This window comes from Rhizobium sp. L9, assembly GCF_002531885.1.
In the GTDB taxonomy this organism is placed as follows: Bacteria; Pseudomonadota; Alphaproteobacteria; order Rhizobiales; family Rhizobiaceae; genus Rhizobium.
Window position 1 is genome coordinate 215,334 of sequence record NZ_NWSZ01000003.1, and the last position, 14,614, is coordinate 229,947.

The 14,614-nt window shown below is 61.2% G+C and carries 17 protein-coding genes; 8 read left to right on the forward strand and 9 right to left on the reverse strand.

Annotated features, from left to right (window positions below; genetic code table 11):
- Positions 1 to 53: 53 nt before the first annotated feature.
- The 6 genes from CO660_RS02895 to CO660_RS02920 all read right to left on the reverse strand — a co-directional run bounded on the left by CO660_RS02895 (position 54) and on the right by CO660_RS02920 (position 3,990).
- Positions 54 to 1,076, reverse strand: a complete 1,023-nt coding sequence (locus CO660_RS02895) for an alpha/beta hydrolase (protein ID WP_097597280.1) — start codon at positions 1,074 to 1,076, stop codon at positions 54 to 56.
- A 113-nt stretch (positions 1,077 to 1,189) separates the two neighbouring features.
- Positions 1,190 to 1,804: a hypothetical protein gene (locus CO660_RS02900; protein ID WP_097597281.1), complete on the reverse strand. Its 615-nt coding sequence runs from the start codon at positions 1,802 to 1,804 to the stop codon at positions 1,190 to 1,192.
- Positions 1,805 to 1,911: 107 nt separating this feature from the next.
- Positions 1,912 to 2,037, reverse strand: a complete 126-nt coding sequence (gene ykgO, locus CO660_RS02905; protein WP_003582204.1) for a type B 50S ribosomal protein L36 — start codon at positions 2,035 to 2,037, stop codon at positions 1,912 to 1,914.
- Positions 2,038 to 2,202: 165 nt separating this feature from the next.
- Positions 2,203 to 3,279 (reverse strand): 5-(carboxyamino)imidazole ribonucleotide synthase, encoded by a 1,077-nt coding sequence (locus CO660_RS02910; protein ID WP_097597282.1) that lies wholly within the window; start codon positions 3,277 to 3,279, stop codon positions 2,203 to 2,205.
- On the reverse strand, positions 3,276 to 3,770 hold the full coding sequence (purE, locus tag CO660_RS02915; RefSeq protein ID WP_064811306.1) for a 5-(carboxyamino)imidazole ribonucleotide mutase: 495 nt from the start codon (positions 3,768 to 3,770) through the stop codon (positions 3,276 to 3,278). The genes CO660_RS02910 and purE overlap by 4 nt, the downstream gene beginning before the upstream one ends.
- Before the next feature lie 16 nt (positions 3,771 to 3,786).
- Positions 3,787 to 3,990, reverse strand: a complete 204-nt coding sequence (locus CO660_RS02920; RefSeq protein ID WP_010028538.1) for a DUF465 domain-containing protein — start codon at positions 3,988 to 3,990, stop codon at positions 3,787 to 3,789.
- Between the two features lie 228 nt (positions 3,991 to 4,218).
- Here CO660_RS02920 and CO660_RS02925 point away from each other — a divergent pair, with 228 nt between their 5' ends.
- Entirely contained in the window at positions 4,219 to 4,392 is a 174-nt protein-coding gene (locus CO660_RS02925; RefSeq protein ID WP_008533139.1) for a DUF465 domain-containing protein, read from the forward strand.
- Positions 4,393 to 4,591: 199 nt separating this feature from the next.
- Here the strand turns inward: CO660_RS02925 and CO660_RS02930 are convergent, their stop codons facing one another.
- Together CO660_RS02930 and CO660_RS02935 are read right to left on the reverse strand one after the other, a co-directional pair.
- Positions 4,592 to 4,852, reverse strand: a complete 261-nt coding sequence (locus tag CO660_RS02930; RefSeq protein WP_003542830.1) for a metalloregulator ArsR/SmtB family transcription factor — start codon at positions 4,850 to 4,852, stop codon at positions 4,592 to 4,594.
- Between the two features lie 70 nt (positions 4,853 to 4,922).
- Positions 4,923 to 5,687 (reverse strand): sulfite exporter TauE/SafE family protein, encoded by a 765-nt coding sequence (locus CO660_RS02935; RefSeq protein ID WP_097597283.1) that lies wholly within the window; start codon positions 5,685 to 5,687, stop codon positions 4,923 to 4,925.
- Between the two features lie 108 nt (positions 5,688 to 5,795).
- On the opposite strand from CO660_RS02935, the gene CO660_RS02940 reads away from it, so the two are divergent.
- The gene (locus CO660_RS02940) at positions 5,796 to 6,449 is read left to right on the forward strand and encodes a thiamine phosphate synthase (RefSeq protein ID WP_097597284.1); all 654 of its coding nucleotides are present in this window, start codon (positions 5,796 to 5,798) and stop codon (positions 6,447 to 6,449) included.
- A 10-nt stretch (positions 6,450 to 6,459) separates the two neighbouring features.
- Positions 6,460 to 7,542 (forward strand): tetratricopeptide repeat protein, encoded by a 1,083-nt coding sequence (locus CO660_RS02945; RefSeq protein ID WP_097597285.1) that lies wholly within the window; start codon positions 6,460 to 6,462, stop codon positions 7,540 to 7,542.
- Positions 7,543 to 7,560: 18 nt separating this feature from the next.
- Here CO660_RS02945 and CO660_RS02950 read toward each other — a convergent pair whose 3' ends face one another.
- Complete coding sequence (locus CO660_RS02950; RefSeq protein ID WP_097597286.1) at positions 7,561 to 9,303, reverse strand: chemotaxis protein; 1,743 nt, start codon at positions 9,301 to 9,303, stop codon at positions 7,561 to 7,563.
- Between the two features lie 339 nt (positions 9,304 to 9,642).
- Between CO660_RS02950 and CO660_RS02955 the strand changes: the two genes are divergently transcribed.
- Genes CO660_RS02955 through CO660_RS02975 form a run of 5 tightly spaced genes read left to right on the forward strand, consistent with a single transcriptional unit; the run spans position 9,643 to position 14,612 of the window.
- Positions 9,643 to 9,972 (forward strand): STAS domain-containing protein, encoded by a 330-nt coding sequence (locus CO660_RS02955; protein ID WP_097597287.1) that lies wholly within the window; start codon positions 9,643 to 9,645, stop codon positions 9,970 to 9,972.
- Positions 9,969 to 10,337: a response regulator gene (locus CO660_RS02960; protein WP_097597288.1), complete on the forward strand. Its 369-nt coding sequence runs from the start codon at positions 9,969 to 9,971 to the stop codon at positions 10,335 to 10,337. The genes CO660_RS02955 and CO660_RS02960 overlap by 4 nt, the downstream gene beginning before the upstream one ends.
- Positions 10,334 to 12,373, forward strand: coding sequence for a chemotaxis protein CheA (locus tag CO660_RS02965; protein WP_097597289.1), 2,040 nt, complete (start codon positions 10,334 to 10,336; stop codon positions 12,371 to 12,373). Before CO660_RS02960 ends, CO660_RS02965 begins: the two co-directional genes overlap by 4 nt.
- Positions 12,370 to 12,879: a chemotaxis protein CheW gene (locus tag CO660_RS02970; RefSeq protein WP_097597290.1), complete on the forward strand. Its 510-nt coding sequence runs from the start codon at positions 12,370 to 12,372 to the stop codon at positions 12,877 to 12,879. The genes CO660_RS02965 and CO660_RS02970 overlap by 4 nt, the downstream gene beginning before the upstream one ends.
- A 29-nt stretch (positions 12,880 to 12,908) precedes the next feature.
- Positions 12,909 to 14,612, forward strand: coding sequence for a methyl-accepting chemotaxis protein (locus CO660_RS02975; RefSeq protein ID WP_097597291.1), 1,704 nt, complete (start codon positions 12,909 to 12,911; stop codon positions 14,610 to 14,612).
- Positions 14,613 to 14,614 lie beyond the last annotated feature (2 nt).

Here is a 14,614-nt window from a genome sequence, read left to right on the forward strand (position 1 = left end):
GGGACGTTCGAGTCCCGAGATGTCGCGCACCATACCGGGCGCCTGATCAGAGATCACGGAGTTTCGGCCGCTCGGTCGCGTAATGGGGCGGCGAGCCTCTCTTCGGCTCTGCGGGCGGCCGACTGGAGGTCGCGCGGCTCGCCGGCGATCTTTTCCATGGCGGCGATAGCCACGTCGGTGGCGAGATAATCCGGCTTATGGCCGACGCCGCGGACCGTAACGAGTTCGGAGCCTGCTATATCGCGGGCAAGGCCACGCGAATGCAGGTGTTCCCAGACGATCTCGTCGCGGTCGCCTGTGATTATGACGGTCGGCGCGGTGATCTGCGAGTAGAGCGGCGATTGCTCCTTCACATAGACGAGCAGTCTTTTGAAATCGGCTGCATTGTTGTGGAAGGTGCGCGGCCGCAGCACCAGCGACGGGCCGGTTTTTTCGATGTAGTCGGCAGGGCGTGGATTGGGACGGAAGACATTCAGCGTGCCGCGCTCCAGCCGCCTCAGTCCAAGCGGAACGACGACGGCGTGGTTGAAGAACCAACCGATGACCGGGACGGTCGCCACATGATAATACCAGTCGATGCCGCCGGGCCACGGATGGGTAGCCGGCGCGAGGAAGAGCAGGCCGGCGGTCTTATCCGGGTGGCGCAGTCCGAAGGCGGCGGTGATCGCGCCGCCGAAGGAATGGCCGACGATGATCGCCTTCTCGATGCCGCGCTTTTCCATCAGTCGGGCGATTGCATCGGCCTGGCCCGAGGGTAGGGCGTTCTCAGGGCCGCCGCGTTCCGAATAACCGTGACCGGGACGATCGACGAACAGCATTTCCGCTCGGCCTTCGAGCGGTGCGCGAAAAGCGACGATCTGATCGAGCAGATTGCCGCTGGCGCCGTGAATGAAGACGAGCGCCGGCAGGTCCGCATTTTCGGGACGCTCGACATGGACGGCGTTCATGCGGTAGCCGCCGACATCCGTTAACTCGCCGATATTCGGATAGGTCTGTTCGAATTGCCGTGCCTTGTAAGAGGAGTAGCCGATGACGGCGGCGAGCGGGGCGAGAAGAGCGGAAACTTCGGCAAGCATGATCTTAACGGCGACGATCGAGGGATTTTGCGGCGGACGATCGTGTCAAATTCCCTCAACAGTTCTAAAATTGCGCGCTGTGGGCGCAGGTCAAGCTCGGCGAGCCTGCTTCTTCAGGTTCGATTGCCGGCCAGTTTTTCCGCAAGCATGTTGACCTGCTCCTGCGCGGTGCGATCGGCGGGATAGATATCGAGGAACCGTTCCCAGGCCTTCAGGGTCAATTGATCATTGCCGGAATTGTTGAGGATCGCGGCCATGCCGGAGAGCGCGCCGAAATGGCGTGGCTCGATATCCAGCACATGCTCGATGTCGGACATCGACTTGCGGTAATTGCCCATGATGAAATTCAGCGTGGCGCGGCGATTCCAGCTCTCGGCGTAATCGGGCTTGAGGGCAATCGCCTCGTCGAGGAAATCGAGGGCGGCGGGATTGCGTTTTTCCTCGATCGCCTTGTCGGCCCATTGCATCAGCAGGTTCACGGTCGCACTGCCGGAATCATTCCACTCCAGGCGAATTTCATTGGCGATGCTGCTGGCCTTATCAGGATCACGCTCGCGCTTCAGCTGGCTGAAGAGCTGATCGAGACGCTGCTTCGGCGAACTAGTGGCATCCCTCCGCTCGACAATGACGTTCTTTTCCGCCGCGGCGACCGGAAACGGGGAGGTGGAGAGGATGAAGGCGAGCGGCAGCACCGCTGACGTCAAAGCAAAAAAGCGCATGGCGGACATATTAGTCCGCCAGCGCCGAAGATCAAACAAATTAGCCGTGATCACCGCAGCGACCCCCGGATGTCCGTTGCCGCACTCTGAGCGGCGCACGATCCGGATTCGCGCAATCAGCCCTGACGAGCCTTGTAGCGCGGGTTCAGCTTGTTGATGATGTAAATGCGGCCCTTGCGACGAACCAGACGGTTGTCACGGTGACGTGCCTTGAGCGACTTGAGCGAATTCTTGATCTTCATTTTTCTGATCCGCGATCTCTATGGGGGAATTCACATTCGCCCGTAACTTTAACAATCAAAAGCGCGCCGTCGGGGCGCGCTCTTTAGGTGGGGGTGCAGATACCTCGTCACCTCCAGCGTGTCAACCACGTGACGGTGTTTTTCCCAAGCCGCACGGCCGTTTTCTCATCCCGAAACCGGCAATTTCGGCGCCAATGTCGTGACATGACCCATCTTGCGGCCGGGGCGCCACTCGCTCTTGCCATAGAGGTGAACCAGCGTGTCGGGACGCTGCAGCCAGTCGCGGACGGCAAGGATATCGTCACCGACCAAATTCTGCATGACGCAGTCGGAGTGCCGCTCGCCATTGCCGAGCGGCAGGCCGGCGACAGCGCGGATATGCTGCTCGAACTGGCTGACGACGCAGGCGGCTTCCGTCCAATGACCGGAATTGTGGACGCGCGGCGCCATCTCGTTGGCGACCAAGCCGCCATCGGCGAGCACGAAGAATTCGATGCCGATCACGCCGACATAGTTCAACGCGGCGAGAATCTTTTCCGCCGATTGACGAGCGGCCCCCGCAGTCGTCGCCGAGATTGCGGCCGGAACGGTCGAGGTGTGGAGGATGCCGTTGTGGTGGACATTCTCGGCGGGATCGAAGCAGACGACCGTCCCATCCGCGGCACGCGCGGCGATGATCGAGACCTCTCGCTCGAAGGCGACGAAGCTTTCGAGGATGAGCGGCACGGCCCCGAGCGCGGCATAGGCGCCGTCAGGATTGTCGGCGGGCGAGCGGAAAACCTTCTGCCCCTTGCCGTCATAACCGAGACGGCGGGTCTTCAGCACGCCCTGGCCGCCGAAATCTTTCAGTGCGGTTTCGAGATCGGCCTGGCTGTCAACCGCATGAAAGCGAGCGGTTGATATGCCGCAGCCATTGAGGAAGCGTTTTTCGAGGAGCCGATCCTGGGCGGCCTCGAGCGCCTTGGCAGGCGGATAGACGGCGATGCTTGCCGAGAGCGCTTCGGCGGCTGCGACGGGCACATTCTCGAATTCGTAGGTGACGACGTCGCAGGCGTCTGCCAGTTCGGCCAGCGCCGCCGGATCGTCATAGGCGGCGACGATCTGCCGGTTCGCCAGTTGGGCGGCCGGGCAGTCGAGCTGCGGCTCGAGGATGACAGTGCGGAAATTCAATCTGGCGGCGGCGATGGCCAGCATGCGGCCGAGCTGGCCGCCGCCGACAATGCCGATCGTTCCTATGGTCATTGGTCGTCCATTGGATATTCGGCGACGGCAGCACTCTGGCGCTCGCGCCATTCGTCGAGCCTGTCGGCAATCTCTTCGTCGGAAAGGGCCAGCACGGCGGCGGCGAGAAGAGCGGCGTTGACCGCACCCGCCTTGCCGATGGCTAGGGTCCCAACCGGAATGCCGGCCGGCATCTGCACGATGGAAAGAAGGCTGTCCTGGCCGGACATGGTCTTCGACTGAACCGGGACGCCGAAGACCGGCAGCGGCGTCATCGATGCGGTCATGCCCGGCAGATGCGCCGCACCGCCGGCGCCGGCGATGATGACCTTGAAACCTTCCGCACGTGCGCCCTTGGCGAAATTCATCATTCGCTCGGGCGTACGGTGCGCTGAGATGATGCGCGCATCATAAGCGATTTCCAGCGCTTCCAGCGTGTCGGCCGCGTTCTTCATGGTCTCCCAATCGGACTGGCTGCCCATGATGATGGCGACGAGTGGTCTATCTGTCATCCTGCGACCGTTCCTTTCAGGCAATGATATCGGGAACGATCTGGTCTTCCAGCTTGGAGAGCTTGTCCTTGATGACGAGCTTCTTCTTCTTCATGCGCTGGATTCGCAGAGCGTCGCATCCGGTCTCGATCATGGCGTTGATCGCAGCGTCGAAATCCTCGTGCTCCTGGCGCAGACGCGCCACCATGAGCCTGATTTCCGCCTGTTCCTGATCGGCCATATGCATTCCCCGTTATCGTCCTCGGACCTTGTCCGATCTGCCGATGATTTCCGCAAGCTCCTATCACCAAATACGGGTAACGGCTAGTTAGTCTTGATCATGAATTTGCCATCTCTTCTTCATCTTTTGGCCTTCGACAAGCCGTCAAAAATATGTCACAGTCCGCCCCGTTGACACCTTGATCCCCGACGATGATGGTCGGGGAGGGTAAGAGGAAGGAAGGGTCAAATGACAGTTGAAGCTCATCTTGAATCACTCCAGAAAAAGCACGTAGCACTCGAGGAGGAGTTGCACGCGCTCAGAACAGCTCCCTCTATCTCCGATACCGAAATTGCCGAATGCAAGCGCCGCAAGCTGCGCATCAAGGACGAGATTCAGCGTCTCAAGTCATCCGTCCATTAATCCTCCCAGGAGATCGCCGGTCGATCATCTTGCGTTAGAAGAGGTAAATCCATCCATTCCGCCTAAAATCAGCAAGATCCGGTGATCTCATACCAGATTTGCGCCAGTCCGATGCTCGAGGCATTGCGGCTGGCGCTTTCACGAGGGCATATTCGAGTAGTTTCATGTGATCGCAGCGTGTCCACGGCGGTAACGCGCATCAGGCCCAGAACTGATCCAGCCATAAATTGAGCTTGTCGAAGCCTCGGTTGTTGACCGTGTAAATGCGCTTCGTGCCTTCCGAGGTCACCGAGACCAGATTGCTGTCGAGCAGCGCCTTCAGGTGTTGCGAGACCGCCGGGCGGCTGATCGGCAGCCCTTCGGCGAGCTCGTTGACCGTCCTTGGAGCGCGACGCAATTCCTCCAGCAGAAACCGCCGGTTCGGATCAGCAATCGCAGAGAAAGGGTCCGTGTTCGACATGCTGGAAAAGCTACGTCAAACCGGCCCTTCCGGCAAGGAAATTGTGCATTGCAGCGTAGCGTGGCCTTTGTCAGCCGCTAAGGCCCTCGCGCGCGATCAGAAAGGCGGCGATCAGGGCCATGGCATACATGAAAGGATAGAAGATCTCCGGCTTCATGCGCCGCACGCACCAGGCGCCGGCAAGGGTAGCGAGTGGCGCGAAAGGCAGCAGCGTCGCCGAAGTCGCAAGATTCTGCGTGTCGAGCTGGCCGAGCGCGAAATAGGGGACCAGCTTGATGGCGTTGAGGATCGCGAAGAAACGCACGCTGGTGCCGGTATATTCGCGTGGCTGAAGTTTGAGCGGCAAAGCATAGATCTGGAAGGGGGCGCCGCCTGCATGGGCGACGAAGCTGCCGTAGCCGGAGAAGGTGCCCCAGAGGCCGGCGGCCACCGGCCGCTGGCCGCGCGGCGGAACCACCTTGCCGGCACCCGGGCCGAAATTGTTCCAGAAATAGCGGAGGCAGAAGAGGATCGTCACCGCGCCGATGACGACGCGAAGGACGTTGCCGGGAACGAGCGCCGAGGTCGCCCAGCCGAGGGCAATGCCGAAAATTGCGCCCGGCAGCATGATCCTCAGCGTCGCCCAATCGCCATGCCTGCGCCAGATGACGAGCGAGATCATGTCCATGAAGACCAGGATCGGCAGCAGGATCGCCGCGGCTTCGAGCGGCGAGACGACCAGGGCGAGAAATGGCAGGCCGATCAGCGACAAAGCGTCGCCCATGCCGCCTTTTGCTAGGCCCACAAGCAGAACCGCGGGCACGGCGGCGTAGTAGAATGACAAGTCCTGCGGCATGCTTTCGACGTCCTCCTCTTGCAAGCCTCCTCTAACGGAACTACTCACACAAAACGAGTGCGGATCCGTCATTTCGAGAAGGGAATTCGCAGGAAACGGAAAGACCTCATGACCGAAGCCGAAAACCGCTGCCGCCTAGTGCTCATCGTCCCCGATATCGCCGACGCTGATGAACAGGCAAGGATCGTCGCCGATGCGCTGAAGGGCGGCGATGTAGCCTCCGTCATCGTGCCGCAATACGGGCTCGACGACGGCGCCTTCCAGAAACATGCCGAAAAGCTGGTGCCGGTGATCCAGGATGCGGGGGCCGCCGCGCTGATTGCAGGCGACAGCCGCGTGGCGGGACGGGCGAAGGCGGATGGCCTGCACATTACCGGCAACGCCCAGGCACTGTCGGAGGCGATCGACAAACACGCTCCGAAGCTCATCGTCGGCGGCGGCAATGCCAGCGACCGGCACAATGCGCTGGAGATTGGCGAAGTCAGGCCGGATTATATCTTCTTCGGCAAGCTCGATGGGGATATCAAGCCGGAGGCGCATCCCAAGAACCTTGCGCTCGGCGAATGGTGGGCCTCAATGATCGAAATCCCCTGCATCGTCATGGGCGGCACCGATCCGGCGTCGGCTCTTGCCGTCGCTGAGACCAGAGCAGAGTTCGTGGCGCTGCGGCTGGCCGTGTTCGGGGAGCCCGGCCGAGCGCCGTCCATCGTTGCCGAGATCAATGCTCTGCTTGACGAAAAAGCGCCACGGTTTGAGGATTGAAATCCCGCTCATGCCGATCCTGCCCGCCCCCCCTTTGAAATATCTGCTTGCCAGCATGGTCGCCCTCACTGCGGGCGGGTCTGATATCGCCGTGGCGCAGGCACCGGACAGCGTCATCAGCCAGCCAGGCACCGCGCCGGCGTCAAGCTTTCGCACCGACCGGCTCCCCAACGGGGATGTGAAGCCCTCGGATGGCGTCGGCGTTTTCGACCGCATGGGCGCGAAGCTGCCCGACCTTCCGCCGGAGAAGGACTACAAAGGGCCGATTGACGAGGCGTACGGCGCCTTTCAGCGCGGTTACTATCTGACCGCGATGGACAAGGCGCTGCCGCGCGCCCAACTGGGCGATCCGGCGGCGCAGACGCTGATTGGCGAAATCCTCTCGCAGGGTCTCGGCGTCAAGAAGGACGTGAAGAACGCCGCCTTCTGGTATGGCAAGGCGGCCGAAGGCGGCGATCCTGCGGCGATGTTCAAATATGCCCTGATGCTGATGGAAGGCCAGGGTGTGCCGCGCGACAAGGCCAAAGCCGACAACTATATGCGCAAGGCCGCCGAAGCCGGCAATCCTTCAGCCGAATTCAACTGGGCGCAGATCCTCGTCGCCGACAATCCCGGCGAAAGGGGGCTGAAGCTCGCGCTGCCGTTCTACGAGAAATCAGCCGAGCAGGGCATTGCCGATTCGCAATATGCCGTGGCGCAGATCTATGGAACGCTGAAGGACCTGCCGCAGGAAAAGAAGCAGCTCGCCCGCGAGTGGATGGCGCGAGCAGCGCGTGCCGGCTTCGACACGGCCCAGCTCGATCTCGGCATCTGGCTCGTCAACGGCGTTGGTGGCCCGAAGGATTACGTCAAGGGTTTCGAATGGCTGAAACTTGCCGCCAATGGCGGCAATGTCGTTGCGCAGAACAAGCTCGCCCATCTCTACATCAACGCCATCGGCACGCCGCCGAACCCGATCGAGGCGGCGAAATGGTATGTGCTGTCGCGCCGTGCGGGGCTTGCCGATCCGGCGCTGGAGGATTTTTATCTCGGCATCGAAGACGATCAGCAGAAGGCGGCTATAGATGCCGCCAACAAATTCCGGCGGCGATAGCCGCCGCGGTTTTATGCTCTAGAAAAGCGCGTCGGCGAAAAGATTCTCGTCGTTTTCGGCTTTAGCGGTCTCGGCAAGCGCTGAAATACTCTCCTCGCTTGCCGGGATGATGTCGCGATGAATGTTGCGCTCCTGGACCATCGTATAGAGCTTGAAAATCTTGCGGTCGAGCGGTGCGATGACCTCCGCGAGATCGGAGATATCGGCGACATCGGTGCCGGCGACGCCTTCGAGCGCATCGGCGCAGCGGGCAAGGACATCGCCGAGTTCGTGCTGGAAGTCGAGCTTGCCGATCAGCAGGCCGATCTTGGCGGCGACCTCGCGGCCGTTCTCGGCGAGCACCTTCAGCTCGTTTTCCATGACATTGGCCGCGGAACGGATGTTGCCGACGGCCGAGGTCAGGCTCTCGCCCAGTCCGCCGGCGGTGGTGTCCGTGGTGGGAGCCACGCGCCCGGCGGCGGCTTCGAGCGCCGGCAGGCCGTTGACGATGGCGTCGGCGGATTCATCGAGTTTGCCGGCGAAGATGCGCAGCTCGGCGGTGACGACGTTGATCGATTTGCCTTCCTCGCCAAGCCGGCTGCAGCGCAGATTGGTGTTCAAGGCCATGTAATGGATGTCGGTCCTGACGACGCGAATGTTGACGATGGCTTCGGAAAGCTTGGCGGCCGTGCCGATTGTCGTATGGCTTACCTGGTCAGCCTGCCGGCTTGCCGTGTCGACCTGCTTGACGATCTCGTGGGCGGCAGAAACGCTGGATTCCAGTGCGCGCATGAAATTGCCGCCGGCTTCGCCGCTTTCGGTGCCCATTTGATCGCGCAGCTTTAGGATTTCCCGCATGTCGTGGTCGAAACTCGCAATCGTCTTGACGACGTTCTCCGAATCCCGCTGGAAATTGACGCACATGTCGCTCATCTGCGCCGCTGTCAGATGGTGAACGACATTCTGGAGACGCTGGCGCGCACCGGCGTCGAGCCCGGCGCCTTCTTCGCCGGCGAGGAAATCTTCAAGCAGCGAAAAGGTTGCCTGTACATGTTCGATACGCTGACGGGTGATATCGCCGATTTGCAGGGCTGATAGAGTCGAGCTGACCTTGCTCTGGACGCCGCGTGCGATCGCGCCGACCTCGCGGGCGAGGATGCCGAGATTTTTGCGGTGTTCGGCGATCTTGGCGGCATCGTCGCGCAGGGCTCCGGCGACGGCCGGAACGGTATCGGCGTAACCCCTGGAGACGTTAGCCCCGAAGGAGGCGGCGAGTTTGACCTCTTTCTCGAGGCTGTCGAGATGGGCGGCGAAGCGATTCACCTCATCGGTGCCCGAATAGATACGTTCCAAAATCTCCTGCGCAAAGCCGGCGAATTCGGCAAGGCCGGCGCCGGTGATCTTTACAGTCACGGCAAAGGTTCTGAGATAACGCATCGTCTCCTGCATATCGGCGACGTGCTTGCGCAGTTCCCTGCCGGTTTGCGCCAGCGAGATGAGCGCCTGCTGGCGATTTTCTTCGGTGACCGGCAATGCAGTCAGGCTTTCCACCGTGGCGCGGAGATCGGCGCTGGTATCGCTCGCCTCCTTGTCATCGAGTGCCTTGGCGACACTTTCGAGCGAATTCAGCAGGCGGTTGAGGACATCCATCACCGACAGCAGCACCGACCCGCCCTCGAGAAAACGCTCCTCGACTTGGCTGCGGGCGGATTCCAGGATCTGACTGATCTCCCGCCCCGATGTGTAGGCTGCAGCGTTGGATGTTACCAGAGCGTGTGCCACATTTATACCTTTTCTTAAAACGCAGGCCATTTTGACTCTATTTCTACGGGCAGGATGGAAATGTCCGGTAAACGCGCCAGACTCGCCTGCGTTGTGATTAATGAAAGGTGTGAGACAAGGCTTTCGGTGCGGCGCATGCCAAGTGAGATCATTTAAGATTTTGTTCTCATTCTATTATTTCCGAGCTTAGAGAGAAGGATACAACTTATTCTCGATAAGAATTAGGAGTCGCGGAATGCGCTTCACGTCGGTTTTCTACAACCTCTGTTTACGCTGCATTAACGCTGTCGTGAGAGTCCTCTTAGGGTCGAAAGTATTTCTCGGGCCCAGGAGGCTGCATTGGATACTCAGAGTCAATATTGTGAATCTATAACTTTGCCAGACGTGCTAAACATTCGGCACGCGGCTGAATTACACACCAAGATCAATGGCGCATTTCGTAGTAAAGATACCATCCTCTTTAGAATTCCTGCTGATGCTGAAGCTGATTTGAGTTTCATCCAACTTATGGAAGCGGCCCGCCGTCAAGCAAAAGCCGCCGGAAAGACGGTCAACCTTTCTTCTCCCGCCAGCGGCTCCGTGTTGAACGTACTTGAGCGTTCCGGTTTCATCGAATCCTTCGATCATGAAGACTTAAAGTTTTGGTTGCATAAAGAGGTGACATTATGAGTGCCAACATCCTGACGGTAGACGATTCCGCCAGCATCCGCCTGACCACAAAGGTCACGCTGACCAATGCCGGCTACAGCGTCACCGAAGCGGTCAACGGGGCGGAAGGCCTCATTGAGGCCAAGGGCAGCAGCTTCGATCTGATCGTGACGGATCTCAACATGCCTGTCATGGACGGGCTGACGATGATCGAGGAACTGCGCAAGCTGCCGGCGCAGGCCGGTGTTCCGATTATCTTTCTAACGACGGAATCTGACGCCGACCTCAAGGCACGTGCCAAGGCTGCCGGCGCGACCGGCTGGCTGACCAAGCCGTTCGATCCGGAAAATCTCGTTAAGATCGTGAAGAAGGTTCTCGGAAGATGAGTACGCTCGACCCCGTCGCCGTATTCCGCACGGAGGCTGCCGAATGCCTCGAAGCGATCGAGACCGGCCTTCTCGACCTCACGCACCAACTCGACAATAGGGATCTCGTCGACGCGGTATTCCGCGGCCTTCATACGCTCAAGGGATCGGGCGCGATGTTCGGTTTCGAGGCGCTGGCCGCCTTCACCCATCATTGCGAAACGGCCTTCGACCGCGTTCGAAAGGGCGAGGTCGCGGCCACCAGCGAACTCGTCGCCGCCGTTCTCGCCGCCCAGGACCATATGCGTGCCCTCGTCGATCAGCCCGACGCCGATCACGGCGACACCGGGCACAAGCTTCTGGCACAGCTGCAGGCCGCCGTCGGTGCAAAGGCTGCGGCGCCAGCCACCGTCGCAGCGCCCGTGCAGGAGGCGTCGGCGAAAAAGACGAGGAACAGCTGGCGCATCCGCTTCAGCCTGCCGGCCAATTCGATGGCCAACGGCACCAATCCGCTCGGCCTGCTGGACGAACTGCGCGATCTCGGCGAATGCACCGTGCGCGCCGACACTTCGGCCATTCCGCCCCTCGATGAGCTCACGCCGACGGAACTCTATATTTCCTGGGATGTGACGCTGATTAGCGAGCAGGACCGTTCAGCGATCGACGACGTCTTCATCTTCGTGCTCGACGACATGGAACTCAGCGTCGAGGAGATCGACGGCACGGTAGCGGCAACGGCCGCTCCGGCTGAAACAACGCCGGTGCCTGCCGCTGCCGCCTCAGCACCACCACCGCCTGTCCCGGCGGCCGCCGTGCCGGAATTTCGTCCCGTCGAAGCGCTTCCCGTCAAGCGTGAGGCACCCGCCGCTAGCCAGGCGAAGGCTGCCGAGAACGTGCGCGTTCCGGCAGAGCGCCTGGACGAACTGATGGACCGCGTCGGTGAGCTCGTGATCGCGCAATCGCGCCTCAGCCAGCTCGCGAGCGCCAGCACCGATATCGCACTGCGCTCCGTCTCGGAAGAAATCGAACGTCTGTCCGGCGAATTGCGCGACACGATGATGGTGCTGCGCATGGTGCCGGTTGCGACCCTCTTTTCCCGTTTCCGCCGCCTCGTCCACGATCTTGCCCGCGAGACCGGCAAGGTGATCGAGTTGGTGACGGAAGGCGAGAGCACCGAGGTCGATAAAACGGTGATCGAACGGCTGGCCGATCCGCTGGTGCACCTGGTGCGCAACTCGATCGATCACGGCCTCGAAGTGCCCGCCGACCGCCTTGCCGCCGGCAAGGCCAAGGCCGGCACGGTAACGCTTTCGGCCCGTCAGGCCGGTGGCGAGGTGATTATCTCGATCAAGGACGACGGCCGCGGCATCAACCGTGAACGGGTCCGCGCCAAGGCGGAATCCTCCGGCCTCGTCCATCCGGGCCAGCCGCTTTCTGACCCCGAGCTCTTGCAACTGATCTTTGCTCCCGGGTTTTCGACGGCTGCGGCGATCACCAATCTGTCCGGCCGCGGCGTCGGCATGGACGTGGTCAAGAAGACGGTCGAAGAGCTTCGCGGCGCGATCGATATCGTCAGTGTGCCCGGACAGGGTTCGGAAGTGTCACTGCGCATTCCGCTGACGCTTGCCATTATCGACGGTCTGTTGGTGCGTGTCGGTACCGGCCGTTACGTCATCCCGCTTTCGGCCGTCGAGGAATGCCTCGAACTGTCGCTCGAGGAGGATCTGCGCTCGCGCGGCCGCAGCTTCATCTCGCTACGCGACAGCCTGGTGCCGTTCCTGCGCCTGCGGGATCTTTTCCGCACCGGCACGAAGCCCGACGTGCACCAGAAGGTCGTCGTCATCTCGACCGGCACTGAGCGCGTGGGCCTCGTCGTCGACCAGATCATCGGCGACCATCAGACTGTCATCAAGTCGATGTCGAAACTGCACAACGACGTGGCGACCTTTTCCGGCGCCACCATTCTAGGCGACGGCAGCGTCGCCCTCATTCTCGACGTCGGGCACCTGGTTGCCGCAGGTCAGCAACAGGAGGCGCAATTGCGGGTGGCAGGATGAGTGCAGCAGCAACAGCCGAACGTTTCGACAATCATTGGAGCTATGCCGAGGAAGTCGAGGTCCTGACCTTCGATCTCAACGGCGAGACTTTTGCGCTGGAGGCGGTCATCGTCCAGGAAATCCTGGATCTGCTTCCGGAGACGGCGGTGCCGGGCAGCCAGCCCTTCGTCGCCAGCGTCATCAACTTCCGCGGCAAGGTCATTCCGCTCGCCGACCTGCGTCTCGCTTTCGGGATGGAGGCGACGGAGGCGACGATCGACAGCCGCTTCATCGTCATCGAGATCGATCTGCAGGGCGAGCCGACGCTCGTCGGCCTCAGAACCGATAAGGTGAACGAGGTGACGACGCTCGCAAAGACCGCGAGCGAGGCGCCACCGAGCGTCGGCATGCGCTGGCGGGCCGACTACATCAACTGCCTGGTGAAGAGGGGTGGAGAGTTCATCATTCTCCCGAATCTGCAGGCGATTTTTTCATCGCGACATGACGCAGTTGGGGCCGTCAGTTGACGGCACTTAATCCAAGAGGGGTTGGGACGATGAGACTGACAATCAAGACGAAACTGGTGACGGCGTTCACCTTTATCATTCTTATGTTATTGGGCACTGCCGCTTATGGCATTTTCAGCCTTGGGTCACTGAACGATACCATCGGCAATCTTCTTGCCGGCCCGGCAGCCCGCCTCGACCTTGCGCAGCAGATCAACATCGCGCAGCTCGAAGCTATCCGCCAACAGAAGAACCTGCTCACCGCCCGTACTTCCGAAGAAAGTGCCCGTGCGACCGACAAGGGCAACGCGGCTCGCAAGGATTTCAGTGATGCCTTCAACCAGGTTCTGGCGCTTGCCACGGAAGAAGGCAAGGCGCGTTGGGCGCGTATTGCCGAGCTTTCCAAGGCCTTCAACGCAGCCGACGACCAGATCCGAGACTATCTGAAGGCCGGCAATGCGGACGGTGCCAACACTATCTCCATCACGACGGCGCGTGCCGCCGCCAACGATATTGACTCGACACTCGCCGAAATTCTTGCGCTTGAGAAGCAGCGCATGAAGACCGCCGACGCCGATGCCGACGCGCAGTATGCGACCACACGCATGACGATGATTGCCGTCGCTGCCGTTGCACTGCTGATTGCCGCGATCACGGCCTTCTGGATCGCCAGGACGATCAGCAAAGGCCTCGGCCGCGCCAACACCGTGGTTCGCGAAGTGTCCGAAGGCGACCTGACGAAAATGGCCGATATCACCAGCCATGACGAAATCGGCGAGCTTCTGGGCAATGTCAACATCATGATCGAACGCCTGCGGGGCGTCGTCGCCGATGCGCTGTCGGCCGCCGAGAACGTCTCGTCCGGCAGCCAGCAGCTTTCGGCGAGCTCCGAACAGGTGTCGCAGGGCGCCACGGAGCAGGCCGCGTCCGCCGAGGAGGCCTCCGCTTCGATGGAGCAGATGGCCGCCAACATCAAGCAGAATGCGGACAACGCCGCCCAGACCGAAAAGATCGCCCGCCAGTCGGCCAGGGACGCCGAAGCCAGCGGCGAAGCGGTAACGCGCGCTGTCGACGCCATGCGCACGATCGCCCAGAAGATCGGCATCGTGCAGGAGATCGCCCGTCAGACCGATCTGCTGGCGCTCAATGCCGCAGTCGAAGCCGCACGCGCCGGCGAACACGGTAAAGGTTTTGCCGTGGTCGCCTCGGAAGTGCGCAAGCTTGCCGAACGCAGCCAGTCGGCGGCGGCCGAAATCAGCTCGATGTCCGGCGATACCGTCAAGGCCGCCGCTGATGCCGGTGAGATGCTCGGCCGCCTGGTGCCCGACATCCGCAAGACGGCGGAATTGGTTTCAGAGATCAGCGCCGCCTGCCGTGAGCAGGATATCGGTGCCTCGCAGATCAACGAAGCGATCCAGCAGCTCGACAAGGTGACGCAGCAGAATGCCGGCGCCTCAGAGCAGATGTCGGCAACTTCCGAGGAGCTCGCCTCCCAGGCGGAAGAACTGCAGACGTCGATCGCCTTCTTCAAGGTCGATACGACCGGCAGCACGCGGCCCGGCGCCCAGAAGACGCCGGCGAACGGCTCGGTCAAGGTGATCAAGGCCCCGGCCCGCAAGCCTGCGTCGCAGGCCCAAAGCCAGCGCCGCGGTCAGACGGTTTCGGCTCAGCAGCAGCGTCTCAAGGGATTTGCTCTCGATATGTCGATGGGCGGTCCGGACGCCAGTGACGACGATTTTCGGGAAAGCGCGTAGGC